Source organism: Streptomyces sp. NPDC006385 (genome assembly GCF_040612485.1).
In the GTDB taxonomy this organism is placed as follows: Bacteria; Actinomycetota; Actinomycetes; order Streptomycetales; family Streptomycetaceae; genus Streptomyces.
Genome location: NZ_JBEXQG010000020.1, coordinates 90,602 through 116,760 on the forward strand (window position 1 = coordinate 90,602; position 26,159 = coordinate 116,760).

Genomic DNA, 26,159 nt, shown 5'->3' on the forward strand with positions numbered 1-26,159 from the left:
ACAAAAACACGCACTGCATTTCATGTATCGGTTGACGTGTCCTGCAGTTCGGGTTCAGTCTGGTAACGGAGACGGGGAGCACTGAGGGAGAGGCGGTCATGCCGGAGCTCACGTCATCTGCACACCCCCCTGTGGGGGGCGCTGCCGATCGTGCGAACGCCGAAGACACGCCAGCGGTGAGCCTGCCATGCCTACTGGTCACCACCCTCCGCCTCGACGGCGACCGCGTCGGGGTGAAGGTGTGCGGAGAGCTCGACCTCGACAGCAGTGAGCCGCTGCGGAGCGCCCTGCGCGAAGCGCTGAGCCGCTCCGTCCGCGGCGTCGACCTGGACCTGGAGGGGGTGTCCTTCTGCGACTGCTCCGCGCTCAACATTCTGCTCAATCTGCGCCACCGAGCCCTGAAGCAGGACAAGACGGTCACCATTCACTCCACCAGCGCGGTGGTCGACCGGCTCCTCACCCTGACCGGCACGCGGACGCTGTTCGCCCGCCCGGACCCCGACGGCCAGGACACCCCGACCGCCCCGCAGCCCCAGGACGCGGACGCGGCCGAGGAGCTGCGGATCGAAGTCGCCCAGCTTCGACGGGCGATGCAGACCCGGCCGACCATCGACCTGGCCCGGGGCATCCTGATGGCCTCGTTCCGGCTGACCTCCGATGAGGCCTGGTCCGTACTGGTCTCGGCGTCCCAGAACACCAACACCAAACTGCACTCCCTGGCCGGGGACCTGGTCACCGCCGTCAAGGGTGGCGCGCTGCCCGAGGAGGTGCAGGAACATCTGTCGGCCGCGGTCGTCAAGGTGACCGCCGCCGCCTCCGAGCACTGAGAGCAACACCCCGAGCGGCAGGGTTGCGTCGCGGAGCGGCACAACGGCAGGGTTCGGATGTGCCCACCTTGCTGATCGTGCATCACACGCCCTCGCCCAACTGCCAGGCCATGCTCGAAGCCGTCGTCTCCGGTGCGACGGCGCCGGAGATCGAGAACGTCCAGGTCGTGCGGCGACCGGCGCTCGCGGCCACGGCGTCCGACGTGCTGGACGCCGACGGCTACCTCCTAGGCACCCCGGCGAACCTCGGCTACGTCTCCGGAGCCCTCAAGCATTTCTTCGACCAGATCTACTACCCCTGCCTGGACGCGACGCAGGGCCGCCCCTTCGGCTACTACGTGCACGGCGGCAGCGACGTGACCGGAGCCGTACGGGCGATCGACTCGATCACGACGGGACTCGGCTGGCGCCGCACGGCGAAACCGGTGACCGTGACGGGCGAACCCGGCAAGACCGACACCGAGGCCTGCTGGGAACTCGGGGCGACGCTCGCCGCGGGCCTGATGGGCTGACCCGGACCGCAACACCCCTGCACAACCAGGTCGTTCGCCCTGTTCGTGAGAGATTCCTGTGAATCCGTGGTGCGTTTGAACACAAGGACACCCGCGTCCGTATACAGCCAGGGGATTTTCATGCCCTGACCGACCACGAGGCGTAGGAGTACTTCCTTGGGACGCAGCACGCGAAGACGCCCCACGGGCGCACGGCGCGCGACCTTTGCAGCGGTCGCGCTGATGTTGGGCGGCGGCGGCCTGGTCGCGGCCAACGTCTATGCCTCGGCCACCGAAGACGGCGGAGTCGAACCCGTCAGGACGCGGTCCTCACCGGCCGGCACCATCGACTGCCCCGACGTCGGCAGCAGACTGACCGCCGTGCCGGACGGGGCCAAGGAGGACGTCGCCAAGGAACTCGCCCTCCTGGACGAGCAGATCGCCGAGGCCTACCAACGGTTGCAGAACTCGGCGCAGGCCGTTCAGCAGGACGAGGGCTTCGCCGACAGCGCGATCATGACGCCGCTGAAGGACAAGCGCACGGCGACGATCGAACGGATCGCCATCGCCATCGGCCGCACGGGAGACCGGCCGGCGGGCATGGAGTCCCTCGCCCCCTGCACGCTGCGCGCCGCCGCCGACGACAACGGCGACGCGGGCGACGGCCAGGACGGGGGCGGCGACAACCAGGAGGGCGCCGACCAGGGCGGCGCCGACCAGGCCGAGGCCGGCCAGCAGCCGGACAACGGCGGCCAGGTCGGCAATGGCGGCCAGGCCGGCAACGGCCCCGTCGCCGCGGACTACGTGGACATCAAGTCCGTACAGCCGAACGTGTCCGCCCCCGCCCCGCAGAAGGGCGCCTCCCGCGGCACCTTCACCACCAGCTGCGGCGTCAACGAGAACGGCCTGTTCAACTCCGACAACGTGATCGTGGCCCCCGGCGTCTCGAATGGCGCCCACCACTTCCACGACTACGTCGGCAACCAGTCCAACGACGCCTTCGCCAGCGACGAGGACCTCGCGAACGCCGAGACGACCTGTGTCGACCAGGGCGACAAGTCCACGTACTACTGGCCCGTGCTGCGTCTGCAGAACGGGACCCAGGAGCAGGACGCCAACAAGCCCGGCGGCGGCATCGAGGGCAACGCCGGTGAGATCGTCACTCCCAAGGAGGTGACGCTGACGTTCGTGGGCAGCCCGCGCGGCAAGGTCACCGAGATGCCGCGGCTGCTGCGCATCATCACCGGTGACGCCAAGGCGTTCGTGAACGGCCCCGCCAACGCCAACGCCTCCTGGAGCTGCACCGGCTTCGAGGACCGGCAACTGAAGGACAAGTACCCGCTGTGCCCGCAGGGCAGCGACGTGGTGCGCTCGTTCAAGTTCCAGAGCTGCTGGGACGGCCAGAACATCGACAGCGCCAACCACCGCACCCACGTGGCGTTCGCCGCGGCCGACGGCAGTTGCCCGAACGGCTTCCAGGCCATCCCGCAGCTGGTGCAGCGGATCGTGTACGACGTCGACGCGCCGAGCCTCCAGGACGGCGGCCGTACGACCCCCCTGTTCGCGGTGGACTCCTTCCCCGAGCAGCTGCACAAGCCGGTGACCGACCACGGCGACTTCATCAACGTCTTCGACGGGGACCTGATGAAGCAGATGGTCGAGTGCATCAACGCGGGCCGCGAGTGCGGCGCGGGCACCGACGGCGGCGGCAAGCCGGGCGAGGAGGAGCCGGCCGGCGAGCCGGCCGAGGAGCCGACCGGGGAACCGCAGCCGACCCAGTCCACCGGCACACCGCCCGCGGGGAACGACGACCCGGAGCCCGGCGACGGGAAGGGCGACGACGGGAAGGGCGGGGCCCCGGCGACGCAGGAACCCGAGACCGGCGAGCCCGAGCCCGAGGCGCCGGCGAGCGAACCGGCGAAGGACGACAGGCCCACCGTGTCGAGCACGGTGGCGCCCAAGGCCGACGGGACCCCTCCGGCCACCGAGGACACCACCGGGTCGGCGCGGGACGGATCGGCGAACGACGACGCCGGCGCCGGCGCGATCAGTACTCCGGCGCAGACCCAGCCCGCCGCGGTCGGCGAGGACTCCACCGGCGGCGCCGGAACGGAGCCGCAGGCGGTCGGCGGCAACCTCGCCGAGACGGGCGCCCAGATGTGGCCCGCAGCGGCCGGCGCGATCCTCCTCGTCGCCGGTTTCCTCCTGCTCATGCGCACGAGGCGCCGCACCGGCTGACGGTGACGACACGCTGGAGCGGCGCCTGACACCGGGCGCCCGGCCCCGAGTCGGACCCGGGGCTCGGACCGGATGGCCGGTCCGAGCCCCGCCCATGCCGGCGTCCTGGTCCACGATGGCTCCGCAGGAGATGTTCACGTCCGCCGCACCGGGGGAGTACAGGACGCTGCCGACCCGATGCACCCGGAACGCGACGAGACCTACGTGCGCGGGGGGACGGGCGTCCGGTTGGCTCAGGCCGGGCCGGTCAGCTGGCGGAGCCGGGCCCCGCACGGCGTGCCACGACAGCGGTGAGGTAGCCGCGGAGCATGACCTTGGCTTCGTCGAGAAGGCCCGGATCGCCCTCGGGGTCACGACGGAAGGCGTCCTGGGCGAGCGCGTCGGCGGCGAGGACCGCCGCGTGGCAGGCCCGGCCGAGTGCCTCGTCGTCGCCTACGAGGCCGACGGCGAGGAGGACGCGCCGGACGCCGTCCGCCATCCGGCGTTTGTGCTCACGATCGGCGGCGCGGGCCTGCGCGGTCAGCCCGCTGCCGAACCACAGGGCTCGGAAGCCGTGTTCGGTGCGGTAGATCGCGGCGTACGCGTCGATGAGCACGCCGACCGGATCCTCCCACCGCTCGGCCGCCGCCGCACGGACGAGCCCGTCCATGGCGTCCTCGAGCCGGGCGAAGTAGCCGGCCGCGAGGGCGTCGACGATGGCGTCCCGGTCGGGCAGGTACTGGTACAGCGAACCGATCGAGACGTTCGCCTCCGCCGCCACCCGCGTCGTGGTCAGCGCCTGCACACCTTCGCTGACCAGGACGCGCTCCGCGGCCTCAAGGACCCGGGCCAGCCGGGCCCTGCTGCGCGCCTGCCGGGGAGTACGGCGCAGGGGGACGTGCCAAGTGCCGTCGGGCTGCGGGGTCGTGTCGCCCATGAACGGCCTTCCGTACGGACCTCGAACCTGAAGGTGACTTTGTTTCATGTTTACGTTACCGTCGCGTACATGACCGACTCAAGCTCGCAGCTGGGTCAGGAGCGCGCCGCCGTGGCAGAAGCGTGCCGTCGCCTGGGCGCGGAGGGGCTGCTCATCGGTGCGTCCGGCAATGTCAGCATGAGGGTGCGGGACCGTGTCGCGATCACGGCCACCGGCGCGGTACTCGCGGAACTTTCGGCCGATCAGGTGACCGTCGTCGACCTCGACGGACGCGTCGTGGCAGGGACGTTGCGACCCACCTCGGAAATCGATCTGCACCTGGGCGTCTACCGCCGCCACGGCACCGGCGCGGTCGTCCACACCCACGCCCCGATGGCGACCGCACTGTCCTGCGTCCTCGACGAACTGCCCTGCTTCCACTACCAGTTGCTGGCCCTGGGCGGCTCGGTGCGGGTGGCGCCGTACGCCACGTTCGGCACACCGGCGCTCGCCGAGTCCGTCCTGGACGCCCTCGAAGGCCGCAGCGCCGCCCTCATGGCCAGCCACGGCGCGCTCACCCACGCTCCGACGCTGGACAAGGCGGTCGAGCACGCGCTGCTGCTGGAGTGGGCGTGCGGCGTCTACCAGCGCGCGGCCGCCCTGGGAACGCCCCGCGTCCTCGACGAGCACCAGCAACTCGCGGTGATCGAGGCCGCGCTCGCCCGGAACTACGGCACCACTCACCCCGTACAGCCCGCGCAGGAGGGAAACCGATGAAGGTCGTCACGATGGGCGTGCATGTGCTGGACGTACTGGTGCGGCCGGTGGAGGCGATACCCGAGGGCCAGGGCGCCACGCTGGTGGAGGACATCAGGATGACCGCCGCCGGGACGGCCGGTGGAACCGCGCTCACCCTCGCCAAACTCGGCGCCCGCGTCCACAGCGCCGGCGCGATCGGATCCGACCCCACCGGCGACATGTTGGTCCAACTGCTCCAGCGGGCCGGCATAGACACCCGGCACCTCGTCCGCCGCACGGACACCCCCACCTCGGCGAGCGTCCTGCCCATCCGCCCGAACGGCGACCGCCCCTCGCTGCACCTGCTCGGCGCCAACATCACCTACGGCCCCGACGACGTGCCCTGGGACGCGATCGCCGAAGCGGACCACCTCCACCTCGGCGGCCCCGAGCTGATCGGCGTCGACACCGCCACGCGCATCCTGTCGCACGCCGAGGAGCACGGTGTGGCCACCTCGGTGGACCTTCTCGCCCCCGGCGAACTCGGGAGTTTCGAGCAGATCGCGGCGGCGCTGCCGTACGTCGACCACCTGCTGCCCAACGAGGACCAGGTCCTCGGATTCACCGGCGAGAAGGACCTGGCCGCGGGCGCGGAGAAGCTCCTGGACGCCGGAGCCAGCCTGGTCGCCGTCACCCGCGGCGCCGAGGGCGCGCTGCTCGTGACTCCCGGGGGCACCGAGAAGGTGCCCGCCTTCGCGATCGACGTGGTGGACACCACCGGCTGCGGCGACGCCTTCTCGGCCGGCTTCGTACGCGGCATGGGCCTGGGCCGCACCCCGTACGACTCCGCCGTCCTCGGCTGCGCCGCGGCGGCACTGGTCGCCCAGGGCCTCGGCAGCGACCACGGGGACTTCGACCTCACGGCCGCCGACGCGTTCGCCGCTACGCACAAGGCACGCTCGTGACCTGAGACAGGGAGGCGTGAGGTACGCCCCGCGCCGGGCTGCCGCGTACGCCGCCCGCGCCCCGCCGGTGCCTGCCCTGCCATCCCGGCGCCGCCTACCTGCGGCGTGCGCTCAGGCGCTTCACCTCCCGCGCCGTGTCTCGCGCCCTGCGCTCGGCCTGGGCGAGTTCGTCGGCGGCCGCGCGGCTGCGCGCCTCGGCCTCCCGCTGCTCATGCTCGGCTCGCTGGAGCTCCTCCCGTGCCTGCCGCAGGTGCCGCTCCGCAGCGGACACCTCCTGCTGCGCCTGTTCATGCCGGTCACGGGCGCGTCCCAGTGCGCCATCGGCGTCGGCCTGTTCGGCGCGTCTGTCGCGCAACAACTGCGCGGCCTCGTCCGCCGCTGCGCGGGCGTGCTCCAGCTGCTCCTGCTTCTGGCGGCGCCGTTCGGCGACCTCGTCCTTCGCCCGGGTACAGGCCGATGGCGGCGGCGCCTTGGGCGAGGTCGGCTTGGACGAGGTGGCCCTGAGCGGAGCGCCACCCGCCGGCGCGACGGCGCCCGGAAAGTCCGACGGCGGGGTGAGGGCGCTCTCCAGCCGGCCCTCGGCCCACAGGTCGGCGGCCCGCGGATCGGCGAGCACGGCCCGCAGCGTGGATTCGACGTCCCGCTGGGCACTGTCCGACAGCCGGTGCCCGGCCTGCCGGGCCAACTGCCCGGCCTCCCGGGACAAGGCCGAGACGATGCTCCGCCGCCGCTTGGACAACTCGGTGATCTCGGCGGCGTCCAGGGTGCGGTAGGCCTCGCGCAGCGCCCGCCCCAGCTCCAGAAACCGCAGGCTCTCCTCCGGCTCGGCGCGCAGCAGCAGGTTCGCCGCCCAGGCGGCCAGGGTGGGTCGGCGGGCGGCACCGATCCGACGGGCGTCCGCCACGTGGCCGGCCGTCTTGGCGGCGGCCGCCAGTTCACCCCGACGGGCGACGAAGTCGGGCGGGGCAGTGCCGTACAGCTCGTCGAGCACCGCCTCCCCGTCGTACTCCGCGCCGCCCCATCCGCCCTTGCGCTGGTTCAGGGCGCCCACACCTCCGGCCCGCCTTCATGCCACTCGATCAGCCCGGACTCGGCGACGTCCAGCTCGTCCCAGTCGGCCAGCCCCGCGTTCTGCAGGAACACGGTGAGGTCGTGGAGGCTGTACGCGGTACCGAGCACCTCGTCGCCGACGCGCACCTTGCGGCCACCGCTCTCGGACGGCGGGTAGACGATCACTCGGCGCTCGGACATGACACCAGCGTCCCCCGAGGCAGACGGCCCCGCATCCCGGCTGTTGACCATGACCGTCGTCTACCGTACGGTCCCGACGCCCGCCCTGCCCATGCCGGTGCGGCCCGTGTCCGGGCCCGCGGTGATCGCCTCGTACGTGGGGTTCGCGCTGTTCGGGGTGTTCACCTCGGTGAGCCCCGTGCGGAGGGAGCTGAACCGGCGGCCGGCGCGCGGCGGCGACCTCGACTACCGGCGTCCTCGCTAGGTCTTGGCGGCCACCGTCTCGTCCGGCTCGCGCGTCGCCTGTCCGCCCGGTCCGCGTCCCGCGAAGCGCATGGCGACGCATGCCCCCAGGTACAGCGCGGCCACGACCAGCAGCAGCGCCTGATAGCCCGTCACCAGGGCCAGGTACTCCAGCGCGCCCCCGGTCAGCGCGCCCAGCAGGTTCGCGCCGAACGCGGACGTCGGGTCGGGGGCCAGCGCGAGGCGGTCCGAGAAGATGAGGTTGGCGCAGAAGATGGGTGCGAAGGCCAGGGCGATGGCGGCGGCGAGCCGTCCGGCGAACGGCAGCGAGAGCACGGCCTGCGTGGGAACGAGCCAGGCCACCGCGAGGGAGCCGAAGAGCATGAGTTGCAGGACCAGCAGGTTGACCCGCCGCAGCCTGCGCCGGACCTCGACCGCGGCCAGCACGGAGAGCAGGACACCGAAGAACACCAGGGCGTTGACCAGCCAGGTCGTGCCGAAGTAGAGGGCGAAGCCGATCACGTTCTTCGTTTCGAGCAGCATGAAGGCCGCGCCCAGCAGGAACATGTCGAAGTAGCGGACCGTTCCTCGGAGGCGCACCCCGGCCAGCCGCACCGACAGCAGCGTCACCAGCAGGATCGCGCCCAGCGCGCCCAGATACAGCGTGGGAATGGTGCGGTGCAGCAGATACGGGAAGGGGTGGTCGTCGGTCGCGGCCGCCGGGACCGGGCCGCTGGGCTGCCAGACCTGCTTGCAGGACTGGTCGGCGGGGGTCATCCCGGCCACCAGCACGGCCGCGTTCCGGTTGAACGTCGTCATGCACGGGGCGTGCCCGTAGAGGTCGTCGAGGTCGCCGGCGAAGCGGTCGACCAGCCAGGCCTTGCGGTAGTAGTTGTACATGGCGAACGCGCCGTTCGGCGTCAGGTGATCGCGGGCGGCCTCGAACGCCTGCCGGGTGAACAGATAGCTCTCCAGCCGCAGATTGCTCGCGCCCGACACCAGGGTCAGGGAGTCCGGGAGCGCCAGGACGATGAGGTCGTACTTGGCGTCCGTCCGCTCCAGGAACGCCCGTCCGTCGTCGATGTACACATGCACCCGGGGGTCGTCGTACGGCCGGGCGGGGTGCAGTGTCGCACCGATCTCCTGCAGCCGGGGATCGATCTCGACCGCGTCCACGCGCTCCGCCCCCTGCGCCAGCGCGACCGCGACGTCGTTGCCGTTGCCGGCGCCGATGACCAGCACGCGTCTGTGCGGGTTGCGGGGCGTCTGCTCGTACGCCTGCCGATAGGGCGAGTTCTCCCGCAGCAGCACCGGGAGCGGCGCGGTGCTCTGGTGCGGGACGCCGTTGGCGGAGATGTGGTACGTCCGGGTGGTGGTCGGCGAGTCCTTGAGCTCGATCTTGTAGTACGGCGACCAGGAGATCCCGGCCGTGGTCGTCTCCAGGAACAGCGCGGCGACCATCGCCGTGAGGGGGATGCCGTACACCAGGGTGTTGCGGCGCCCGCCGAGGACCAGCAGGGCCACGGCGGCGAGTACGCCCCACACGAGCGAGGGGGCCCGGAGCCAGGACAGTACGGCGAAGGAGACCGAGCCGGTGATGCTGCCCAGCAGGTCGTAGCGGTAGGCGTCCAGCGAGGGGAGCTGGCGGAACAGGTCGGCGGTGATCTTGCCGATGCCCGCCATGATCACCGCGGTCAGCAGGAAGATGGCCGGCAGCGTCACCCACTGCGGCAGGCCGGTGGTCTTCACGGCGGTGAAGTAGATGACCTCGGTGCTGCTCTGACGCACCTGCACCGGATAGGCGCGTACGAGGACGACGAGAAGCACCAGCGGGATCGGCGTCCAGCGCTTGAGCCACTGCCCGCGCGCTGCGGGGATCAGGAACCCGATCCCGATGCCGAGGAACGACCCCAGCAGGATGAAGTTCGAGAAGTAGCTGAGGTGGACGACGTTCGCTCCCGCCCATCTGATCAGCGCCAGCTCGACGAAGAGCATGGTGGTGCTGGCGAGCACGAGCCTCCAGCGCACCGAGCTTACCTTTTGCCCGGTTTCGGTCAGCTTCATGGGCGTTTACGGTGCCAGCTTCGGTGCGGTGAGTCGAGATGCCTTGCCGGTCGACCGGCACATCGGTTGGCGGCCGTGCCCGGTAGGTGCTGTGCGGCAATCAGATGCGCGACTCGGGGGGAAAGCCGGTCCAGCGCAGTTCGGCGGGCAGATGCCCCATGTCGTTGGCGAGGAGGACGGCAGCCGGCCGGCCGGGCGCGTACCGGATGACCGTGAGCGCGGCGTTGCCGTGGTTGAGGCCGAGCCAGCGCCACTTCGGTGCGTGCATGGCATCCCGGACGAGCCAGGCGACAAGGAAGTTGTGGGTGACGACCAGTTCGTGCCGGTCCTCCTCGCCCTCCACCGGCCCGGTGAACAGATCCAGCGCCCGGCGGGCCAGCGCGGGCCCGTGCTCCCGTTCCCAGTCGGTGGCGCCGGCGAGGAAGCGGAGGAAGAAGTCCGCCGATTCCGGAGGGAGTTCGTCCCTCGTCGGCATGTAGGGGACGTAGTCGCCGGCGACTTCGCAGACGTGCAGTGGGGTGTCCATCAACTGCTCGCCGATCAGACGTGCCGTCTGCTCCGCTCGGGGCAGCGGGCCGTGATGGACGGCTGCGAACGGGATGTCCCGGAGCCGTCGGCCGAGCAGCGTGGCCTGCCGACGGCCGCCCTCCGTCAGCCCGCTCTCGTCCGGCGACGCCTCGCCGTGCCGGACGAGATGGAAGTATCGGGTGGCTGTGCCGGTCATCTCGGAACTCCTCCGTGTCCACCGACGATCTTGTGCATCGATGGACGCGGCCGCCCGGAGTGCTGGTTCCCGCTGGTCTCGGGGGAGTCCGGGAGGCGTCGTTGTCGGAAGGTGTACGCCGCCGTCCCTGCCCTGCGCCCCCGCCCCTGCCGCACCCCTCGCCGGGGGTGCGGCAGGCGGCGCCGGAACGGCGCCCCGCCGTTCAGGTGCGCGGCGTCGTCACGTCGGTCACGGTCCAGCGCTGGTTCGCGCCCGACGTGGGCGTCCATGTCGTCACCCGGGAGCCGTCCGCCGTGGCGTGGCCGGCGACGTCGAGCAGCCGGCCGGTGGCGGCGTTGACGAAGGTCCAGGTGCCGTCACCCGTCGTCGACATGATCCACTGCGCTGCGCCGCCGGCCGGCCCGGAGGACTCGTCCTCCAGCACCGCGCCGCCGTCCCGCACCGCGAGGCGCTTGCCCGTCGCGGTGTTGACGACGGCGTAGCGCTCGCGGTTGTCGTTGCCGCGGGTCAGCTTGCGGACGGACCATCGCTGGGCGTCGGCCGCGGTGTCGTCCGTGCGGATGACGATCCCGGTGCCGTCGTCGTTCGGCGCCAGTGACTTGCCGCTCTGCACGCCCTGCAACCGGTAGACATGACCGGGCTTGACGAGCGCGGCGTCCCGCGCGACCCCGCCGACGCCGGAGACCCGGAAGGTCGTGACCGACTTGGCGGGGACGGTGAGCGTGGCGCCACGGTCGGTCACCCGCACCGGCTCGCCCTCGACGAGCGCTCCGTCGGCGCTGGTCACGACGGGCGTGACGGAGGCCCATGGGGCGACGTACCCGAAGCGGGACAGGTCCAGGGTCACCGATCGCTGGGTGGTGCCGTCGTTGACGTGCACGACCGTGGCGCCGGTCCCGGACTTCTTCAGGGCGGCGACGCTGGAGGAGTCGTCGGTCTTGACGAAGCGGTCGCCGGGGCGGATGTAGTGGGTGAAGTTCCGGATGGTGTGGAACTTGCTGTTGGCCTTGATCGGGCAGGTCTCGAGCGTGTCCTCGGCCGTGCAGGTGAACGGGACGTGGATGCTGCCCCAGTTCTTCCCGGCGGCCGCCTGGGGGATGGAGTCCTCGATGGGCTGCCAGAACACCCAGGCGGACGGTTCGAGTTCACGTATGTCGCCGACCATGCGACCGGCGATGCCGAGCCCGGGCTCCATGCCGGTGAAGTCGGTGCCGGTGCCCCAGGTGCCCTCGACCTCGCTCATCCAGAGCTTCTTGCCCGCGCCCTTGGCGCCGTCACGGGCGCTGGTGCGCATGCCCGTGCCGTAGGTGTGGACGTTGAGCTGGTCCACGGCGGCCCGCGCCGTCGCGTCGTAGGCGTTCCAGTTGTCCGTGAAGATCTTCGGGTTGGTCTCGTCCATCGCGGACACCGTGGCCCGCGTCCTGGCATCGCCGAGGGCGCGTCGCAGGGCCAGGATCACCTTCTGCTGGAGTGCGGGGCCGGCGTGCGCGCCCTCCTGGCGCCCGCCCGTGGGCTGTCCGTCGGCGCCCAACTGGGTGCCCCAGTACGGCGTGTTGGGTTCGTTGAGCGGGGCGATGGTGTCGAACTCGATGCGGTGCTTCTTCTCCAGATGGTCGGTCACCTTCACCAGGTAGGTCGCGAAGTCGTCGACGCGGTCGGCGCGGATCTGGTCCGTGCTCGCGTCGAAGCCCCCCGAGACGTATCCGCTGACCGTCTGGAACCAGGGCGGCGAGTTGCTGAACGCCTCCCAGCGGGTCACCTTCTTCTTGATCTGGTCGATCCACCAGCGCTGGCCGGCGTCGGCGGCCCAGTCCCAGTGGTCCGGGTTCTCGGGGTCCCACCAGTCCATGTCCTCACGGGTGGTTCCCGCGGGGGCCTTCCAGAAGCCCTCCATGGTGGCGCCGGTCTTCATGTAGTCCTTGCGGACGTCGGGGGCGTTGCCGCCGCCGATGTTGTAGCGCGCGATGTTCAGGCGCAGGCCGTCACGGCCGAACAGCATGTCGACGAGCTGCCTGCGGATGGGGTCCGGGTAGTGGCCCGTGATGTTCGCGAACCAGACCAGGCTCGTGCCCCACCCTTCGAACTCCTGCTGCTGGTAGGAGGGATCGACCCGCACGGTGACCGCGCTCGGCGGATCGGCCGCGGTCGCGGCGGGTACGGCGACGAGCCCCGCGCCGAGCGCCAGGGGAACGGTGAGCGCCAGGGCTCGGACTATTCGATGTCTGCTGGGCATGACAATCCGTTCGTGACTTGGGGGATGACACGAGGACATCTGCTCTGACCTCACCCGCCAACGAGAGCAAACAAAAGCAGGCAGAACCGATCGGGCTGAAGGGATGCTGGACGACAAGAGTGAACACGTCAAGACATTGCGCAGGGTCCGGTCTGATCGTGCGTCACGGCGGCGCTGTCGGCCGGAAGGAGCCAGGACGCCCCCGCCGATGAGTCGTTCACCGGCGGGGGCGTCCTGGTGATCTGGAGAAGGGGCCGCTTCAGCCGCCGATCAGGGGTGCCGAGAGGCGGCAGTGCACGGGTCTGGCATGGGCGGGGTCGAGGGCGTTGAGAACGAGCTGGAGGGCGTTGGAGTCATAGGCGATCGAAATGTGTTCGGAGAGGTCCAGGGGGCAGACCTCCTGGAGGGTGATGTTGCGTACGGTCGCGCCGGGTCCTGGTGTGAGGAACTGGTTGGTGTACGGCGTGACGACCTCGTCGTAACGGGTGGCGATCACGGTGTAGGCGACTCCTGGCTGTGTGTCGCCGCCCCGGTCGAGCGTGGTGTGCACCCTGGACCCGACCATCTGGTCCGCGTACGCCTGCCCCGCCACCAGGGACACCGTCGGGTTGAGGCCGAGTTCGGTGGTGAGGGTGCCCAGGCCGGAGACGGTGGCGCCGTGGTTGGACGGGGCCAGGCCGATGAGTCGACGCACCTTGTTGCGCGACGGCTTCGCGGGGTTCGTACCGCCCTCGAAGCGCAGGTACCACCGAGGCAGCACACCGCCGCCCTGCGAGTGCCCCACCAGGTCGACCTGCCGGGCGCCGGTGGCGGCGAGCACCCGGTCGACGAAGCGGGCGATCTCCCGGGCGGAGTCGGGGATGTGCCGCGTGGCCTTGAACGGAACTCCCGGTTCCCCGCCGTAGTTCGGGGCGAAGACGCAGTACCCGGCGCGCTTCAACCGGGGCGACAGCATGCTCCAGTTCATGTGGGCGTTCGTATAGGTCGCGTGCAGCAGTACGACGGGGCGGGGGTGCGCGGCGGTCGGCCGGCAGTTCCAGTCGTTCGCCCCGGCCGGCGGGACGTCCGGCTGGAGGGTGCCGCGGATGAAGGCCGTGGGGGCGGAGGTGACCGTCCCCACGGGCGGGTTCGGGGCGTCGGCCGCGACCGACTCACCCGGCAGGCCGAGCGTCAGGGCCGTCACCGCGCTGACGGTCGCCCACCAAGTGAGCAGACGGGAACGCGGTGCGGGTCGGACAGGGCGATGTGACATTCTTCCAACTCCTCGTCGGATGTGGTCACCAGCGGACGACCAAGATCCTCAAGGAGCGGCTGCCGGGACCACGGACAACCCGCACCGGGCACACCCGTTGGAGTAGCGCCTTTCAGCCGTGCGGCTCTGCCCCGTCGTGCCCGGATTTCATACCGTCCGCCCGGCGTGCCCCGTGTGGCGCAGGATCTCGGCGGCCAGGCGGTCGTCCAGGGCCGCGGGCAGGGTGTGGCCCATGCCCTCGATCAGGACCAGGCGGGCGCCGGGGACGGCGGCGGCGGTGGCCGCTGCGTGCGCGGGCGGGAACATCGGGTCCTCGCTGCCGTGCAGCACCAGCGTCGGCGCGGTGACCGAGGACAGGTCCGCCGCGTCGCCGTGGCCGGCCGCCCCGGCGAGCGTGTGGTTGAGCGCGGCCCGCACATCGCGCGCCCGCTCGTACACCCGCCGCTCCATCGCGCGGTACTCCTCCTCCTGGAACGGCAGCACCGGGCCGTGCAGCACACGCCACAGCGGCAGCCGGGCGGCGAGGTACTCCTCCACGCCCGCTTCCGGCTCGGGGAAGGCGGAGGCCAGCGCGGCCAGCAACTCGGGCCGGGGCGGGGGCAGTTCGCCGGGGAGCGGAGGCGCCCCCGCCAGGGCGCGCCGCACCGCCCCCGCCATGTCCGTGCCCAGGGGCTGGGACGACAGGCTCGTCAAGGTCAGCACCCGGTGCGGGTGCGTGACGGCCAGCCGCTGCGCGATGACGCCACCGAGGGACGCGCCGACCAGGTGGGCTCGTTCCGCCCCGAACGCGTCCAGGACGGCGAGCGCGTCGGAGGCCATGTCGGCGACGGTGTACGGGTGGGCGGCGAAGTCGACCCTGGACGAGCGTCCGGTGTCGCGGTGGTCGTAGCGGATGACCCGGTGACCGCCGTCGACCAGGCGGCGGACGATGCCGTCATTCCACTGGACGCCTTGCGCCTGAGCGCCCATCACGAGCAGCGCCGTCGGGTGACCGGGACTGCCGAAGTCCTCCGCCCACAGTTCGAGTCCGTCTGTCCGGACGATCCGCTCGCGGCCCGTGAGGTACTCGTTCTTCGCTTCATTTTCCTGCATGACCGTTCAAGATAATGATCGGCCGCAGGCCCCGCATCTGCTTTCCGGGCAGGGATGAGTTGGACGTCGCGGGTCCGTGCGGGCACCCTGATCGCCATGGCCGGAGTCAAGGGGCAGGTGCAGAAGCGGGGCGTGGAGCGCCGCCGCGCCATGGTCGACGCCGCGATCGAGCTGTTCGCGCGTCAGGGCGTGCGCGGCACCGGCGTGGCGGCGATCGCCGAGCGCGCCGGCGTCACCCCCTCCGCCCTCATCCACCACTTCGGCAGCAAGGACGGACTCGTACGAGCCGTCCTGGCCGAGGCCGACCGGCGTGCCCTCGAACGGCTGTCCATCACGCGGGACGCCGAACCCACCCTTGACCAGGCGTTCGACTGGTTCGTACGGGACGCCGAGCACACCGCCGCCACCGAACGCGAGCTGGCCGCCCTGCACACCACACTCGCCGCGGAGAACCTGGAGCCCGGTTCCGTGCTCCACACCTGGTTCCGGGACCGCGGCCGGGCGCTGCGGACCCATCTGGTAGCCCTGTTCACGCGCGCCATGGCCGACGGTTCGGCCCGAGCCGGCCTGGACGCGGCGACCCTGGCCGCGGAGACGGCCGCGTTCATCGAGGGCGCCCACCTGCTGTGGCTGCTGGACCCCGAGCAGGTCGACCTGACCGAGGTGCACCGCAGCTACTTCGAGGGACTGGCCGCCCGGCTCCGCCCGTGACCAGGCGTGGCCGGCGTTCGGCGGTCGACGACGCCGGCCTGAACGGACGCTCCTCCGGGCGCGTACAACCTCCGGCACGCTCACTGGTCTGACTCACCGGGGGTGTCCATGGGCTCGGAACATCAGTCGGAACATCAGATCGCCTTCTTCCTGCGCGAGTTGAAGGATGGCGACACCTGGCGCCGCGCGGCCGCGGCGAAGGGGCTGGGCAGGGTGGGGCGCGCCGAACACGCCCTGCTGCTGGCCGCGTCGGCGGACGACCGGGCGCCGGAGGTGCGGGAAGCCGTGGCCTTGGGGCTCGGCCGGCTCGGGGTCGTCGAGGTGGGCCGTACGGTGCTGCCCGCCCTGATGGGCGACGAGGACCCCTGGGTACGGCGCCGGGCCTCGCGCGCCGCGATCCGGCTCGGGCTCGACGGCCCGGAGGTCGTGGACGCCTTCTCCCGCCTGCTCCGCGACCCTGACCATCACCTGCGGATCAACGCCCTGGACGGCTTGGAAGCCCTGGGGATGCCGGGCGATGTGCGCGGGCTCGTGGCGCTTCTGGGCGACCCGGACCGAGCCGTGTGGGGACGCGCCCGCGGCTGGCTGTACCGCCTGCGGGACGACCCGGCCGTCAGCGCCGAAGTGGTCCGTACGGCCGAGCAGGGCGCGGGAGCCGCTCGGGTGGAGGCTCTCGGACTGCTTCCCCAGAAGTGGACCGAGAGCCTCCTCGCTTCGCTGGTCGCAGGGCTCCGCGACGAATCCGCCCAGGTGCGGATCGCGGTGGCGAGGCGGCTGTTCGACGTGGAGGACGCGCAGACGCGGGACGCCCTGGTCCGGGCTCTGGTGGCAGAAAGGGATGCGAAGGTCGCGGACTGGCTGCTGCACGGTCTCGGTCGCCGCGGCGAGGAACGCGTGATCGGGCCGGCGACGCGCTGGCTCGGCGACGCCGCCGCCGGTGAGTCGGCCGCGTACGCCCTGGGAGCGGTCGGGACGCGGACCGCCGCCGCGGTGCTGCGTACGGCCGTCACCGACCCCGCCCTGCCCGGCCGTACGCGTGCCGCCGTCGCGAAGGCCGTCGGGCAGGCGGGGCGTTGGGACGCCGTCTGGCTGCTGCTTCCCCTCCTGGACGACTCCGACGGCGCTGTGCGCGCGGGAGCCGTGAAGGGCCTGGAGACGCTGGTCGAAAACGGGCTCCGCCTTTGGGAACGCCGCCCTGTGGCCCGGGCGTTGGTGGCCCATCTCGCCGCCGACCCGAACACGACCTGGCAGACGCACAACGCGCTGATCGGCCTCGCGGAAGCACTGCCCCTCCTGCGGCGGACGGCGGACCGGACCCCCTCGGCCGAGGTCCGGGCCGCCGCGCTCTCACTCCTCGACACGGACAACGCCACCGACGAGGACACCGGACAGGACCTGCCTCGCTTCGTCCATGCCCTGGACGACCCGGACGAGACGGTCCGGCACCACGCCACGGAGAGCCTGGCCCACTGGCTTGCGGCCACCAAGAAGCGGCCGCAGGACGAGGAACGGCTACGCGCCCGGCTCACCGCCCTCGCCTCGGACGAGCCGGCGGCGGCGACCCGCGCGGCGGCCGACGACGCCCTTCGAGCGCTGGACGGGTGCGGCCCCGCCTCGTCGTGACGGCGGCTCCGCGATCCAGTCCTCGTACCGGGGCTTCTCCGGACTGCGAGCCCGGCAGACACCACGACCGACCCCGCTACGCCGTCTGGTGCTCGTCTCCTCGTACAGCGTGCTGCCCAGGGCGAGGCTCACCGGCGCGTCGCCGAGGGTGAGCGCGGGCTGCGAGGCGACCAGCGGACCGGCCTGCACGGGTTCTCCGGCAGGAACAGGGCGCATACGCCGGTCGCGGCGAACGCGTACGTCTGCAGGCCGAGAAGAAGCCCCCGAGTCCCTGCCCGTCGAGGAGATGCGTGGCGGCCTTCCGGGCGCCGCAGGGCGGCGGGAGCGAGGACGACATGGTGACTGGCCGCCCTTGTCAGCGAGTTGCCCTGTGCCGCCGAAGTCTGATGGGCAAAGCGACGTCGCCGGCCAGGAGGCTGGCGCGATCGCGCGGGCGTCCCTGAGTCAACGCGCGGTGGGGCCTGGCGAGGCCTCGGATGTCAGGTGGTCGGGCCCGAGGACGGCTCCTGTGCCTGTCGAAACGCGTGAAGGGCCTCGTCGTAGCGGCGTCGGTCCTCAGCCGTGTACGCACGCATCGGCTCCATCTCCTTCTTGAGGCTGATCGCGGTCCTCGCCATGACGCGAACCGCGCCTTCTGCCACCAGGATCACGACCGAGGCGGCACAGGCGTAGAACGCGAACTTGGCCAGTCCCGGGTGGTCTTCGGGACTGTGGGTGGCAGACCACTTCAGCACTTCGATCTCCACCACTACCAGGACCACGCAGATCGCCACCCACACGGTGAACGCCAACAGTGCGGCGACCTTCCTGCGCATCATGTGGTTCGGGCCCGAGACCCGGGCTTTGTCGATCTTCGCCAAGTCCTCGATGGAAGGTTCCTGGCCACTCCGTCCCGCCTGGACGACGTTGTCGATGGAAGTGGTGAGGTCCTCGAACGCCTCGACGATCCCGTCCCCCCACGTTCTGAAAAGGGTGTAGGCCTGGACCGATCCGATCAGCAGCACGGCCAGGATCACGGTCGTCACGAGAGCCGCGTAGTCATCACTCATGGCCCACTTCATGTGTCTCCCCCGATCACGCGGTGTGTGGGCTGGAACCTACATCGACCAGCGGCCCGTCGGCGAGGCACCTGGAGACTCAGCTACCGCTGCTACCCCGCCAACCGGTGGGCCCCACCAAAGATCGAGCCATTCAACCCCGTTGAATGATATTTCCGTCTGAACCCGGATCAGGGTGGTAGAAGTGGGCCTCGCTCATGACCTGCTTCGAGGAGGCCGATATGCCCGCCGGTGCGTGGACGGACGAGGTACTGGACCGGATGCGGAAGACCGGGGATGCCGCGGGCGACGCCGCGATCGCCGAGACCTACGAGCTGTGCAGGCAGGACGAGGTACGGCAGGCGCTGCTCGGGTTCGGCAAGAACAGCGACGCACCGCCCGCCGGCCTGCCACCCCAGCTCCAGCGGTACTTCGAACAGAGCTCCGTACTGCCCGAGTGGGCCGACCAGGAGCTGATCGAGCGCGGTCGCACCCTGCTGGGCCGCTACGAGGCGCTGATCGTCTCCACGCTGCTGTGCGCCTCCCTCCCGCTGTGCTACGGCTGCGCGGACGGCGCCCAGGTACTCGCCCGTTCACAGCGCCTGACCTCCGGGGTGTACCGCAGGCTGATGGAGACCTCGCAGTTCGTGGTCGACGTCCTCGACAACGGAGGTCTGGGCCCGCGGGGACGCGGGATCCGCTCGGCGCAGAAGATCCGCCTGCTGCACGCCACCATGCGGTACCACGTCGGCCGCCAAGTCGACTGGAACCCGGCATGGGGCCTGCCGGTCAACCAGGAGGACCTGGCCGGGACGCTGATGAGCTTCTCGGTGGTCATCCCGCGGGGGCTGGGGCGGCTGGGCGTCGACCTGCCCACCGAGGAGCGCGACGCCTTCTTCCACGTCTGGCGGGTCATCGGGCACATCCTGGGGGTCGACGACCGGCTCAACCCGCCTGCCTTCGAAGACGGCGCGGCACTCTTCGACACCATCCTCCGGCGTCGGCAGAAGTCCTCGCAGGCCGGCATCGTCCTGACCAAGGGCGTACTCGACTTCATCCGGGAGGTCCTGCCTGGACCGGCCTTCGCCGGGGTCGGACCGACCTTGGTCCGGTACCTGATCGGTGACCGGGCCGCCGACCTCGTCGAGGTTCCGTCGGCGGACTTCAGCAAGACGGCGCTCCAGGCCGGGTCCGTGGTGAACTGCGGCTATGGGAAGACCGGCGACACGGCGCCCCTTGCGGCGAAGGCGGCGAGCGAGCTGGGCCTGGTCGTCTTCAAGAATGGCCTGCGGCTGACCAACAAGGGCCGTCGCCACGAGTGGCAGGTTCCTACCGGGCTGACCGAGTCCCAGCCATCCTGACCTGGAGAGCGGGACCGGAACGAACGGCGCCGGGGCGCACTGCTGGAGCGCTCAGCCACAGGAGGCCGCAAGCCGCGACCGTGCTCGGCCCGGCGTTGTTTGCGGGCGGCCGGAGTTCGATTTGGCGTTCGATAATGTGAGGGGTGGGAGGTGAGCGCCATGCCCCCGGACGTTCCAGTGCGCGGGATGTCGACCGTGATGCACGTGCGCTGCCCGCACGAGCTGCCGGAGGAGACCTACCGGCAGGTCCTGGAGATGCTGGCGGAGCTCTCCCCGGTCGTGCAGGCCCTGCCTCCCACCGCCGCCCTGGTGGAACTGAAGGGCGCACTGCGCTACCACGGCACCGACGCCCGCCGCCTGGGAGAGAGTCTGCGGGTGCGCACCCTCTCCCGCCTGGGCGTCGACGTACGCATCGGCGTCGGACCCTCGATCACGGTTGCGGCCACCGCCTCCGCCCAGGTCCCCGAACCCGGGGGAGTCCTCGCCGTCGAACCCGACCAAGTCGCCGCCTGGCTGGGTCCGTTGCCGGTCGACGCCCTGCACGGCATCGGCCCCCGCCAGGCCGAGGCGCTGCGCGACTACGGCATCCACTGCGTCGGCCTCCTCGCCGCAGTGCCGCCCGCCGCCGTCCAGCGTCTGCTGGGCGGCCGAGCCGGCCGCACGGCCGCCGACCGCGCCCGCGGCATCGACCCGCGCCCCGTCGTCCCCCGCGCCCTGCCCGCCACCGCGACCGTCAGCCGTACCTTCTCCCGGCACGCCATCGACGGCGCCGAGGTCCGCGCCGCCCTGCTGGAGCTGGTGGTCGGGCTCGGACGGCTGCTGCGCCGCCGCGGCCAGGCGGCCCGGGCGCTGACGCTCACGCTGACCTTCGTCGGCGACGGCGGCTGGGAGAGGACCCGCCGCCTCACCGAGCCGTCCGCGCACGACGACGACCTGCGTCTGATCGCCTACCAGCTGATGGACGCCGCCGGCCTGCAACGCGGCCGCCTGACCGCGCTCGCGCTCAAGGGCGAGGACCTCGTCGGCGCCGACCAGGTCGTCGAGCAGCTCAGCCTCGATGACGCCCGCGAGGCGCGGCTCGCCGTCGAAGCGGCCGTCGACCGCGTCCGGGACAGGTTCGGCCCCGACGTCATCGGTCCCGCCGCCGTCTTCAGGCACGCCTCGTGACGCGGTCCGCTCGCGTTCACAGGTCGGCACGGCACTTCCGCCGACACGCTCCTGTACGGCGGCCTGCACGAGATCGCCCACCGATTCCTCGGCCGCCGGCACGGGCGAACGACTCGTCCACTGCGGGCACGGACACCGGGCACGCGTGACGGCCGCGCCCGGCGCCGTACCGGCGGTCTCCCGACCGTGTGGCATCGGCGGTCGCCTGACCCCTGTCGGCGAACCTGCCCGCGCGAGGCTTTCCGGACAGCGGACTCCTCCACGGCTGTCCCATGGTTTGTGGTGCGGCGGTTGCGGCACTCGGACACCCACACGCGCGACCCCCTTACGCGGAGGTCATCGCTGCGTGAGGTGCGTCGGCCAGACGCATCGGGATCCGGCCGGTGCCGGGCGGAACAAAGGGCGGTCGATGACGACGATCGGCGTGGAAGAGGAGTACCTGCTGCTGGACCCGGCCACGGGCCTGCCGGTGCCGCAGGCGGAAGAGGTGCGGGTCGCGGCGGGGCTGGGGAGCCTGGTGGCCGACAAGGAGGTGCAGCACGAGCTGCTCCAGGCGCAGGTCGAGGTGGCCACTCCGGTGTGCGACACACTGGAGGAGGCCGGCGGCCACCTGCTGCGTCTGCGGCACGCCGTCGCGGTCGCCGCCGAGGAACACGGCTGCCGGCTGGTGGCCTGCGGGACGTCGCCGTCGCGGCGCGCCCGTCCCGTGGCCGTCACCGACGAGGCCCGCTATCGGGCCATGGTCATGCAGGCGCCGCAACTGGTGGCGGAGCAGCTGGTCAACGGCATGCACGTGCACGTCGCCGTGCCCGGACGCGAGGCGGGCGTACAGGTTCTGAACCGGATCCGTGCCTGGCTGCCCACGCTGACCGCCATGTCGGCCAACTCCCCTCTGTGGGACGGTCATGACACCGGCTTCCGCAGCTGGCGCACGGTGGTCTTCAGCCGCTGGCCCGTCAGCGGCATGCCCCCGTCCTTCCAGGACGCCGCGGACTACGAACGGCGCGTGAAGCGACTCGCGGACGCCGGTTTGATCGCGGACACCGGTCAGCTGTACTGGCAGGCCCGCCTCTCGACTCGGTACCCCACCATCGAGGTGCGGTGCTCGGACGTCCAGCTGGGCGCGGACGAGGCGGTCATGCTCGCCGGGATCATCCGGGCCCTGGTGGAGACCGCCCTGGCGGAAGCGGACGCCGGGGTCCCCGCGCTCGACCACGACCCGGAACTGCTCCAGGCCACCATGTGGCACGCCGCGCGCCACGGACTCGACGACACCCTGGTCGACCCCGGCGGCACGCTGCATCCTGCCGGCGACGTGGTGGACCAGCTCCTGAGCCATGTCGGCCGCGCACTCGACGCGTCCGGCGACACCCGGCAGGTGACCGCCCTGGTGGACCGGCTCCTACGGAACGGCACCGGCGCCGACCGGCAGCGCGCGGCCCTCGCCGACGGCGGCATCCGCGCGGTCACCGACCTGATCAGCGTCCGGAGCACCGTGCCGTGACCTCCCCACCGGGGCGAGCACCGCCCATGGCGGTGACGATGCCGGGCGGTTCGGCCACCAGCCGGAACATCGGCTCCGCCCGGGCCGCGGAGGACGTTCACCAGGCCGATCACCACGGACGTACCAGGCCGATCATCACGGTCGTTCACCCAGCCGATCATCACGGTCGTTCACCCAGCCGATCATCACGGACGGTTCACCGAGGCCGTCGGCCAAGACCGCGCCCACGACCGCCTCGCGCACCTTCGTCGCCGAGCGGCGTACCAGCCCGGCCCCAGCACCACGGTCGGCGCCGCTGCCACCACATCGCCGCCGTAGTACATCCACCGGGCCCGCTGTGCGGGTCGGCAGCGGTCGGACCCGTGCCGGGCGGCGGCAGGGCGTACAGAGTCTTGGTCTTGGCCAGGACGCCGTGCGCGGCACCCGCGACCAGCAAGGTGGCGCCGCGCACGGCGACACTCCAGCGGCGGCGCACAGGATCGAGCTGACATACGGCGAAGGTGAACAGCAGCCCGGCCGCGAGCAGGTGCGCGTGCACGACGGCGTGCAGCGGCGGCCGGTTCCCCAAGGCGGCGAACAGCTTGGTGCGCTACAGCAGCCAGAGACCGCCGACGTCCGGCCATCGCCATCGCCGCCCGTCCCCGTGCAGCAGACGGGCGGCGCCACCCCGGCTGCCGCAGAGCCACACCCGCCGGTCGGGGCCGACCGCCACCGCGTTCAGCCGGACGTCCGGTTCCCCGATGCCCGGGGACGTGGCATGGCCAGCCCTCGCCCCTGAGAAGGCCCGGCGAGGCCCTCCTCACCCACGGCCCCGGCCAGTCGGGGCCCGGCGGCGGCGATGCGCCGTAACTGCGCCGTAACTGCGCGGCGGGAGTGCTGCCCGGTGCCGGCACGGCCTGCCAGCCCCGCGAACGGGGCGTCGGCACGTCGGCCCAGGACGGAACCGCGCCGAGCGCGATCCCCGAGACCGCGCCGATCGCACCTGCCGCAAATCGCCTTCGTCTCACTGCCGGCCCCCTCCAGTCGGATCGGGTGGAGAGGAGGGCCACCGTGGACCCGCGCACTTCGGAGGTCTGGATACGCGTGTGACGAAGCCGGAGGTCCCGCGCGGAACGGGCACTGAGGATCGATTGGTTGGGCCGACGCTGCGCGGGCACTCGGGGCGACCGACGGACAACCCGGCCCAGCCACCCTGGAGGTCTTCGTGGCCGTTCGCCATCGTCTGATCCGAGTCAGCCCGAGCGCCGTATGGGCCGTCCTCGCCGACGGCAGCCGGTACGCGGAATGGGTGGTCGGAACCTCACGGTCCCGCCCGGTTCACGGGCAGTGGCCGCAGCGGGACGCCGCCATCCGCTACGAGGTCCGGCTCGGCCCCGCCCAACTGGTCAACGAGACCGTCGTCCGCCACTGCGAGGAAGGCGTCCGCCTGGAGCTGGAGGCCCACGCCGGCGCACTGGGCACCGCCCGCATCGCGATCGAGCTGCGGCCGTGGGGCGAGTACTGCCTGGTGATCGTGGACGAACACCCCCTCCGAGGAGCGGGCGGCCGACTGCACAACGTCGGCTTCGAGGTGCTCATCCAGTTGCGCCACCGCGCCATGCTCGCCCGGCTCGCCCGGCTGTGCGAGAGCGAGGCGAGGGACAGCCGCGACGCCGCACAGCGGGAGCCGGTCATGTCCGCGGTGTCGCGCGGCGACGGAGCCGGAGCCTACAGTGCCTGACGCCGTGGTGATCGGCGCGGGCCCCAACGGCCTGGTGGCCGCCAACGTGCTGGCGGACGCCGGGTGGAGCGTGGAGGTGCTGGAGGAGCAGCCGGAGCCGGGCGGCGCGGTGCGCCACGACCGGGGCGTCGACCCCGGCTTCGTCAACGACCTGTTCAGCTCCTTCTACCCCCTCGCAGCCGCCTCGCCTGTCCTGGCCGCCCTGCGCCTGGAGGACCACGGGCTGCGGTGGAGCCACGCGCCCAGCGTCCTGGCGCATCCCCTCACCGACGGCCGCTGCGCCGTTCTGGACCGGGACGTCGAGATCACCGCCGCGTCCCTGGAGGCCTTCGCCCCGGGCGATGGGGCCGCCTGGCGGCGGCTGCACGAGGTGTGGCAGCGCCTGCACCCCGACCTCCTGGGCACCCTGTTCACCCCCTTCCCGCCCGTCCGCGCGGGGACGCGGCTGGCGTTGCGGCTGCGGGCCGCGGGCGGGCTGCGCATGGCCCGCTCCCTGGTCCTGCCGGTGCGCCGGCTGGGGGAGGAGGAGTTCCGCGGCCAGGGCGGGCGGCTGCTGCTGGCGGGCAACGCCCTGCACGCCGACCTCGCCCCGGAATCGGCGGGCAGCGGCGGCTTCGGCTGGCTGATGGCCATGCTCGGGCAGACGTACGGCTTCCCCGTCCCCGTCGGCGGCTCCGGTGCCCTGACCCAGGCCCTGGCCCGACGCCTCACGGCACGAGGCGGCCGGGTGCGCTGCCGGCAGCGCGTCGAGCGGATCGAGGTCCGTGACGGGCGGGCCGTGGGCGTGCGCACGGCCGTCGGCGACGCGGTGACGGCACGCCGGGCGGTGCTGGCGGACGTGTCCGTGCCCGCCCTGTACGGCGAACTCCTCGCCGCCGAGCACCTGCCCGCGCAGCTCTTGGACGACCTGCGCCGCTTCCAGTGGGACTTCGCCACCTTCAAGGTGGACTGGGCGCTCGACGGCCCGGTGCCCTGGCAGGCGGAGCAGGCGTCCCGGGCCGGCACCGTGCACCTCGCCGACGGCATGGACGAGCTCACCCGGTTCGCCGCGCAGATCGCCATGCGCCAGGTCCCGGACCGCCCCTTCCTGCTGTTCGGCCAGATGACCACCGCCGACGCCACCCGCTCACCGCTGGGCACGGAATCGGCCTGGGCGTACACCCACGTCCCCCACGAGATCGGCGCCGACGCCGCCGACGAGGGCATCACCGGAAGCTGGGAGACCAAGGACCAGGAACGCATGGCCGACCGGGTCGAACGCCAGGTGGAACGCTTCGCGCCCGGCTTCCGCTCCCTGATCCGCGCCCGCCGCATCCTGGCACCCCCCGCCCTGGAGGCGCTCGACCGCAATCTGAGCGGCGGCGCCCTCAACGGGGGCACGACCGCGCTCCACCAGCAGCTCCTCTTCCGCCCCGTCCCCGGCACCGGCCGCCCCGAGACCCCGGTCCCCGGCCTCTACCTCGCCTCCGCCGGGGCCCACCCGGGCGGCGGCGTGCACGGCGCCCCCGGAGCCAACGCCGCACGGGCCGCGCTGCACCGCCACCGGCCCCCCGGCCTCGCCGCCGCGCAACGCCTCCTGACCCGACGCGACCGCACCGGAACCAGACACTGACCCCACGCCGCCGTCCCGCTGGGGCAGGCGAGCGGGGCAACGGCCGACAGGACGTCCACCCCGGCCGGGAACAGGACTTCGCCCCGGCCGGGAACAGGACTTCACCCCAGCCGGGAACCGGACTTCACCCGGGCCGGGAACAGGACTTCACCCGGGCCAGGAACAGGACTTCCACCCCGGTCAGGAAGGAGACGCAGCCCGTGCGCAGCAGCCCGCTCGCCGACCGCATGGTCGTCGGCACCGGTGCGGCCCCTGGCGTGGGCGCCGCCCTGGCCCGCGGTGACCGCGTCCCTGCCGGGCCCGGCCCTGACCGTCGAGGTCGACGTCAGCGGGCAGCGCCGTGGGCGGCCCGTTCCTCGCCTCGGACCCGTCCGACGACCGTCGAGTACACCCGCCCCTCGCACCGACGGCCTGGCCGACCGCGCCGCCTTC

The 26,159-nt window shown here is 72.0% G+C and carries 23 protein-coding genes and 1 pseudogene; 13 read left to right on the plus strand and 11 right to left on the minus strand.

All coding sequences use genetic code 11. From position 1 onward, the window contains the following. Positions 1–176: 176 nt before the first annotated feature. The 3 genes from ABZ078_RS18165 (at position 177) to ABZ078_RS18175 (ending at position 3,556) form a co-directional block, all read left to right on the plus strand. Positions 177–827 (plus strand): ANTAR domain-containing protein, encoded by a 651-nt coding sequence (locus tag ABZ078_RS18165; protein WP_356576349.1) that lies wholly within the window; start codon positions 177–179, stop codon positions 825–827. A 59-nt stretch (positions 828–886) separates the two neighbouring features. Continuing rightward, positions 887–1,339 (plus strand): NAD(P)H-dependent oxidoreductase, encoded by a 453-nt coding sequence (locus ABZ078_RS18170; RefSeq protein ID WP_356576351.1) that lies wholly within the window; start codon positions 887–889, stop codon positions 1,337–1,339. A 222-nt stretch (positions 1,340–1,561) separates the two neighbouring features. Further along, entirely contained in the window at positions 1,562–3,556 is a 1,995-nt protein-coding gene (locus ABZ078_RS18175) for a DUF1996 domain-containing protein (RefSeq protein WP_356576430.1), read from the plus strand. Positions 3,557–3,803: 247 nt separating this feature from the next. Here ABZ078_RS18175 and ABZ078_RS18180 read toward each other — a convergent pair whose 3' ends face one another. Next, on the minus strand, positions 3,804–4,472 hold the full coding sequence (locus ABZ078_RS18180) for a TetR/AcrR family transcriptional regulator (protein WP_356576353.1): 669 nt from the start codon (positions 4,470–4,472) through the stop codon (positions 3,804–3,806). A 69-nt stretch (positions 4,473–4,541) separates the two neighbouring features. Between ABZ078_RS18180 and ABZ078_RS18185 the strand changes: the two genes are divergently transcribed. Further along, positions 4,542–5,228: a class II aldolase/adducin family protein gene (locus tag ABZ078_RS18185; RefSeq protein ID WP_356576355.1), complete on the plus strand. Its 687-nt coding sequence runs from the start codon at positions 4,542–4,544 to the stop codon at positions 5,226–5,228. Next, positions 5,225–6,154 carry a carbohydrate kinase family protein gene (locus ABZ078_RS18190; RefSeq protein ID WP_356576357.1) on the plus strand — a complete coding sequence of 310 codons (930 nt, stop codon included), beginning with the start codon at positions 5,225–5,227 and terminating at the stop codon, positions 6,152–6,154. Before ABZ078_RS18185 ends, ABZ078_RS18190 begins: the two co-directional genes overlap by 4 nt. A 94-nt stretch (positions 6,155–6,248) precedes the next feature. Here the strand turns inward: ABZ078_RS18190 and ABZ078_RS18195 are convergent, their stop codons facing one another. Together ABZ078_RS18195 and ABZ078_RS18200 are read right to left on the minus strand one after the other, a co-directional pair. Further along, positions 6,249–7,205: a hypothetical protein gene (locus tag ABZ078_RS18195; protein ID WP_356576359.1), complete on the minus strand. Its 957-nt coding sequence runs from the start codon at positions 7,203–7,205 to the stop codon at positions 6,249–6,251. Continuing rightward, positions 7,193–7,405: a hypothetical protein gene (locus tag ABZ078_RS18200; RefSeq protein WP_356576361.1), complete on the minus strand. Its 213-nt coding sequence runs from the start codon at positions 7,403–7,405 to the stop codon at positions 7,193–7,195. The genes ABZ078_RS18195 and ABZ078_RS18200 overlap by 13 nt, the downstream gene beginning before the upstream one ends. A 49-nt stretch (positions 7,406–7,454) precedes the next feature. Here ABZ078_RS18200 and ABZ078_RS18205 point away from each other — a divergent pair, with 49 nt between their 5' ends. Then, positions 7,455–7,649 (plus strand): hypothetical protein, encoded by a 195-nt coding sequence (locus tag ABZ078_RS18205; RefSeq protein ID WP_356576436.1) that lies wholly within the window; start codon positions 7,455–7,457, stop codon positions 7,647–7,649. Here ABZ078_RS18205 and ABZ078_RS18210 read toward each other — a convergent pair. The 5 genes from ABZ078_RS18210 to ABZ078_RS18230 form a co-directional block, all read right to left on the minus strand. Continuing rightward, positions 7,646–9,655 (minus strand): spermidine synthase, encoded by a 2,010-nt coding sequence (locus tag ABZ078_RS18210; protein ID WP_356576363.1) that lies wholly within the window; start codon positions 9,653–9,655, stop codon positions 7,646–7,648. The two genes, ABZ078_RS18205 and ABZ078_RS18210, sit on opposite strands and share 4 nt — an antisense overlap. A 136-nt stretch (positions 9,656–9,791) precedes the next feature. Further along, positions 9,792–10,415, minus strand: coding sequence for a histidine phosphatase family protein (locus tag ABZ078_RS18215; RefSeq protein ID WP_356576365.1), 624 nt, complete (start codon positions 10,413–10,415; stop codon positions 9,792–9,794). Between the two features lie 202 nt (positions 10,416–10,617). After that, positions 10,618–12,648 (minus strand): glycoside hydrolase, encoded by a 2,031-nt coding sequence (locus tag ABZ078_RS18220; protein ID WP_356576367.1) that lies wholly within the window; start codon positions 12,646–12,648, stop codon positions 10,618–10,620. A 259-nt stretch (positions 12,649–12,907) separates the two neighbouring features. Next, positions 12,908–13,831 carry an alpha/beta fold hydrolase gene (locus ABZ078_RS18225; RefSeq protein WP_356576369.1) on the minus strand — a complete coding sequence of 308 codons (924 nt, stop codon included), beginning with the start codon at positions 13,829–13,831 and terminating at the stop codon, positions 12,908–12,910. Between the two features lie 216 nt (positions 13,832–14,047). Beyond that, positions 14,048–14,992 carry an alpha/beta hydrolase gene (locus ABZ078_RS18230; protein ID WP_356576371.1) on the minus strand — a complete coding sequence of 315 codons (945 nt, stop codon included), beginning with the start codon at positions 14,990–14,992 and terminating at the stop codon, positions 14,048–14,050. 96 nt (positions 14,993–15,088) lie between these two features. Between ABZ078_RS18230 and ABZ078_RS18235 the strand changes: the two genes are divergently transcribed. Both ABZ078_RS18235 and ABZ078_RS18240 read left to right on the plus strand, forming a co-directional pair. Next, on the plus strand, positions 15,089–15,703 hold the full coding sequence (locus tag ABZ078_RS18235; protein ID WP_356576373.1) for a helix-turn-helix domain-containing protein: 615 nt from the start codon (positions 15,089–15,091) through the stop codon (positions 15,701–15,703). A 108-nt stretch (positions 15,704–15,811) separates the two neighbouring features. Continuing rightward, entirely contained in the window at positions 15,812–17,326 is a 1,515-nt protein-coding gene (locus tag ABZ078_RS18240) for a HEAT repeat domain-containing protein (RefSeq protein WP_356576375.1), read from the plus strand. A gap of 96 nt (positions 17,327–17,422) precedes the next feature. Here the strand turns inward: ABZ078_RS18240 and ABZ078_RS18245 are convergent. Together ABZ078_RS18245 and ABZ078_RS18250 are read right to left on the minus strand one after the other, a co-directional pair. After that, positions 17,423–17,627: pseudogene (locus ABZ078_RS18245) on the minus strand (hypothetical protein); the annotation flags it as partial. A gap of 178 nt (positions 17,628–17,805) precedes the next feature. Then, entirely contained in the window at positions 17,806–18,387 is a 582-nt protein-coding gene (locus ABZ078_RS18250) for a hypothetical protein (RefSeq protein WP_356576377.1), read from the minus strand. A gap of 218 nt (positions 18,388–18,605) precedes the next feature. Between ABZ078_RS18250 and ABZ078_RS18255 the strand changes: the two genes are divergently transcribed. The 3 genes from ABZ078_RS18255 to ABZ078_RS18265 all read left to right on the plus strand — a co-directional run bounded on the left by ABZ078_RS18255 (position 18,606) and on the right by ABZ078_RS18265 (position 22,395). After that, on the plus strand, positions 18,606–19,724 hold the full coding sequence (locus tag ABZ078_RS18255) for an oxygenase MpaB family protein (protein WP_356576379.1): 1,119 nt from the start codon (positions 18,606–18,608) through the stop codon (positions 19,722–19,724). A 186-nt stretch (positions 19,725–19,910) separates the two neighbouring features. Continuing rightward, a complete protein-coding gene (locus ABZ078_RS18260) occupies positions 19,911–20,891 on the plus strand; it encodes a hypothetical protein (protein WP_356576381.1) in 981 nt (326 codons plus the stop codon). A gap of 409 nt (positions 20,892–21,300) precedes the next feature. Continuing rightward, the gene (locus ABZ078_RS18265; RefSeq protein ID WP_356576383.1) at positions 21,301–22,395 is read left to right on the plus strand and encodes a glutamate--cysteine ligase; all 1,095 of its coding nucleotides are present in this window, start codon (positions 21,301–21,303) and stop codon (positions 22,393–22,395) included. 196 nt (positions 22,396–22,591) lie between these two features. On the opposite strand, the gene ABZ078_RS18270 is transcribed toward ABZ078_RS18265, so the two are convergent. Continuing rightward, entirely contained in the window at positions 22,592–22,933 is a 342-nt protein-coding gene (locus ABZ078_RS18270; protein ID WP_356576432.1) for a cytochrome c oxidase assembly protein, read from the minus strand. Between the two features lie 666 nt (positions 22,934–23,599). Between ABZ078_RS18270 and ABZ078_RS18275 the strand changes: the two genes are divergently transcribed. Both ABZ078_RS18275 and ABZ078_RS18280 read left to right on the plus strand, forming a co-directional pair. Further along, positions 23,600–24,115: an SRPBCC family protein gene (locus ABZ078_RS18275; RefSeq protein WP_356576385.1), complete on the plus strand. Its 516-nt coding sequence runs from the start codon at positions 23,600–23,602 to the stop codon at positions 24,113–24,115. Then, positions 24,108–25,727 (plus strand): NAD(P)/FAD-dependent oxidoreductase, encoded by a 1,620-nt coding sequence (locus ABZ078_RS18280; RefSeq protein ID WP_356576387.1) that lies wholly within the window; start codon positions 24,108–24,110, stop codon positions 25,725–25,727. Before ABZ078_RS18275 ends, ABZ078_RS18280 begins: the two co-directional genes overlap by 8 nt. The last annotated feature ends 432 nt before the right edge of the window (positions 25,728–26,159 follow it).

Coding starts and splice junctions, on each gene's coding strand:
- ABZ078_RS18175 (WP_356576430.1), top strand. CDS start 1,562: ATGTTGGGCGGCGGCGGCCTGGTCGCGGCCAACGTCTATGCCTCGGCC.
- ABZ078_RS18180 (WP_356576353.1), bottom strand. CDS start 4,472: ATGGGCGACACGACCCCGCAGCCCGACGGCACTTGGCACGTCCCCCTG.
- ABZ078_RS18185 (WP_356576355.1), top strand. CDS start 4,542: ATGACCGACTCAAGCTCGCAGCTGGGTCAGGAGCGCGCCGCCGTGGCA.
- ABZ078_RS18190 (WP_356576357.1), top strand. CDS start 5,225: ATGAAGGTCGTCACGATGGGCGTGCATGTGCTGGACGTACTGGTGCGG.
- ABZ078_RS18200 (WP_356576361.1), bottom strand. CDS start 7,405: ATGTCCGAGCGCCGAGTGATCGTCTACCCGCCGTCCGAGAGCGGTGGC.
- ABZ078_RS18205 (WP_356576436.1), top strand. CDS start 7,455: ATGACCGTCGTCTACCGTACGGTCCCGACGCCCGCCCTGCCCATGCCG.
- ABZ078_RS18215 (WP_356576365.1), bottom strand. CDS start 10,415: ATGACCGGCACAGCCACCCGATACTTCCATCTCGTCCGGCACGGCGAG.
- ABZ078_RS18220 (WP_356576367.1), bottom strand. CDS start 12,648: ATGCCCAGCAGACATCGAATAGTCCGAGCCCTGGCGCTCACCGTTCCC.
- ABZ078_RS18230 (WP_356576371.1), bottom strand. CDS start 14,992: ATGCAGGAAAATGAAGCGAAGAACGAGTACCTCACGGGCCGCGAGCGG.
- ABZ078_RS18235 (WP_356576373.1), top strand. CDS start 15,089: ATGGCCGGAGTCAAGGGGCAGGTGCAGAAGCGGGGCGTGGAGCGCCGC.
- ABZ078_RS18240 (WP_356576375.1), top strand. CDS start 15,812: ATGGGCTCGGAACATCAGTCGGAACATCAGATCGCCTTCTTCCTGCGC.
- ABZ078_RS18250 (WP_356576377.1), bottom strand. CDS start 18,387: ATGAAGTGGGCCATGAGTGATGACTACGCGGCTCTCGTGACGACCGTG.
- ABZ078_RS18255 (WP_356576379.1), top strand. CDS start 18,606: ATGCCCGCCGGTGCGTGGACGGACGAGGTACTGGACCGGATGCGGAAG.
- ABZ078_RS18260 (WP_356576381.1), top strand. CDS start 19,911: ATGTCGACCGTGATGCACGTGCGCTGCCCGCACGAGCTGCCGGAGGAG.
- ABZ078_RS18265 (WP_356576383.1), top strand. CDS start 21,301: ATGACGACGATCGGCGTGGAAGAGGAGTACCTGCTGCTGGACCCGGCC.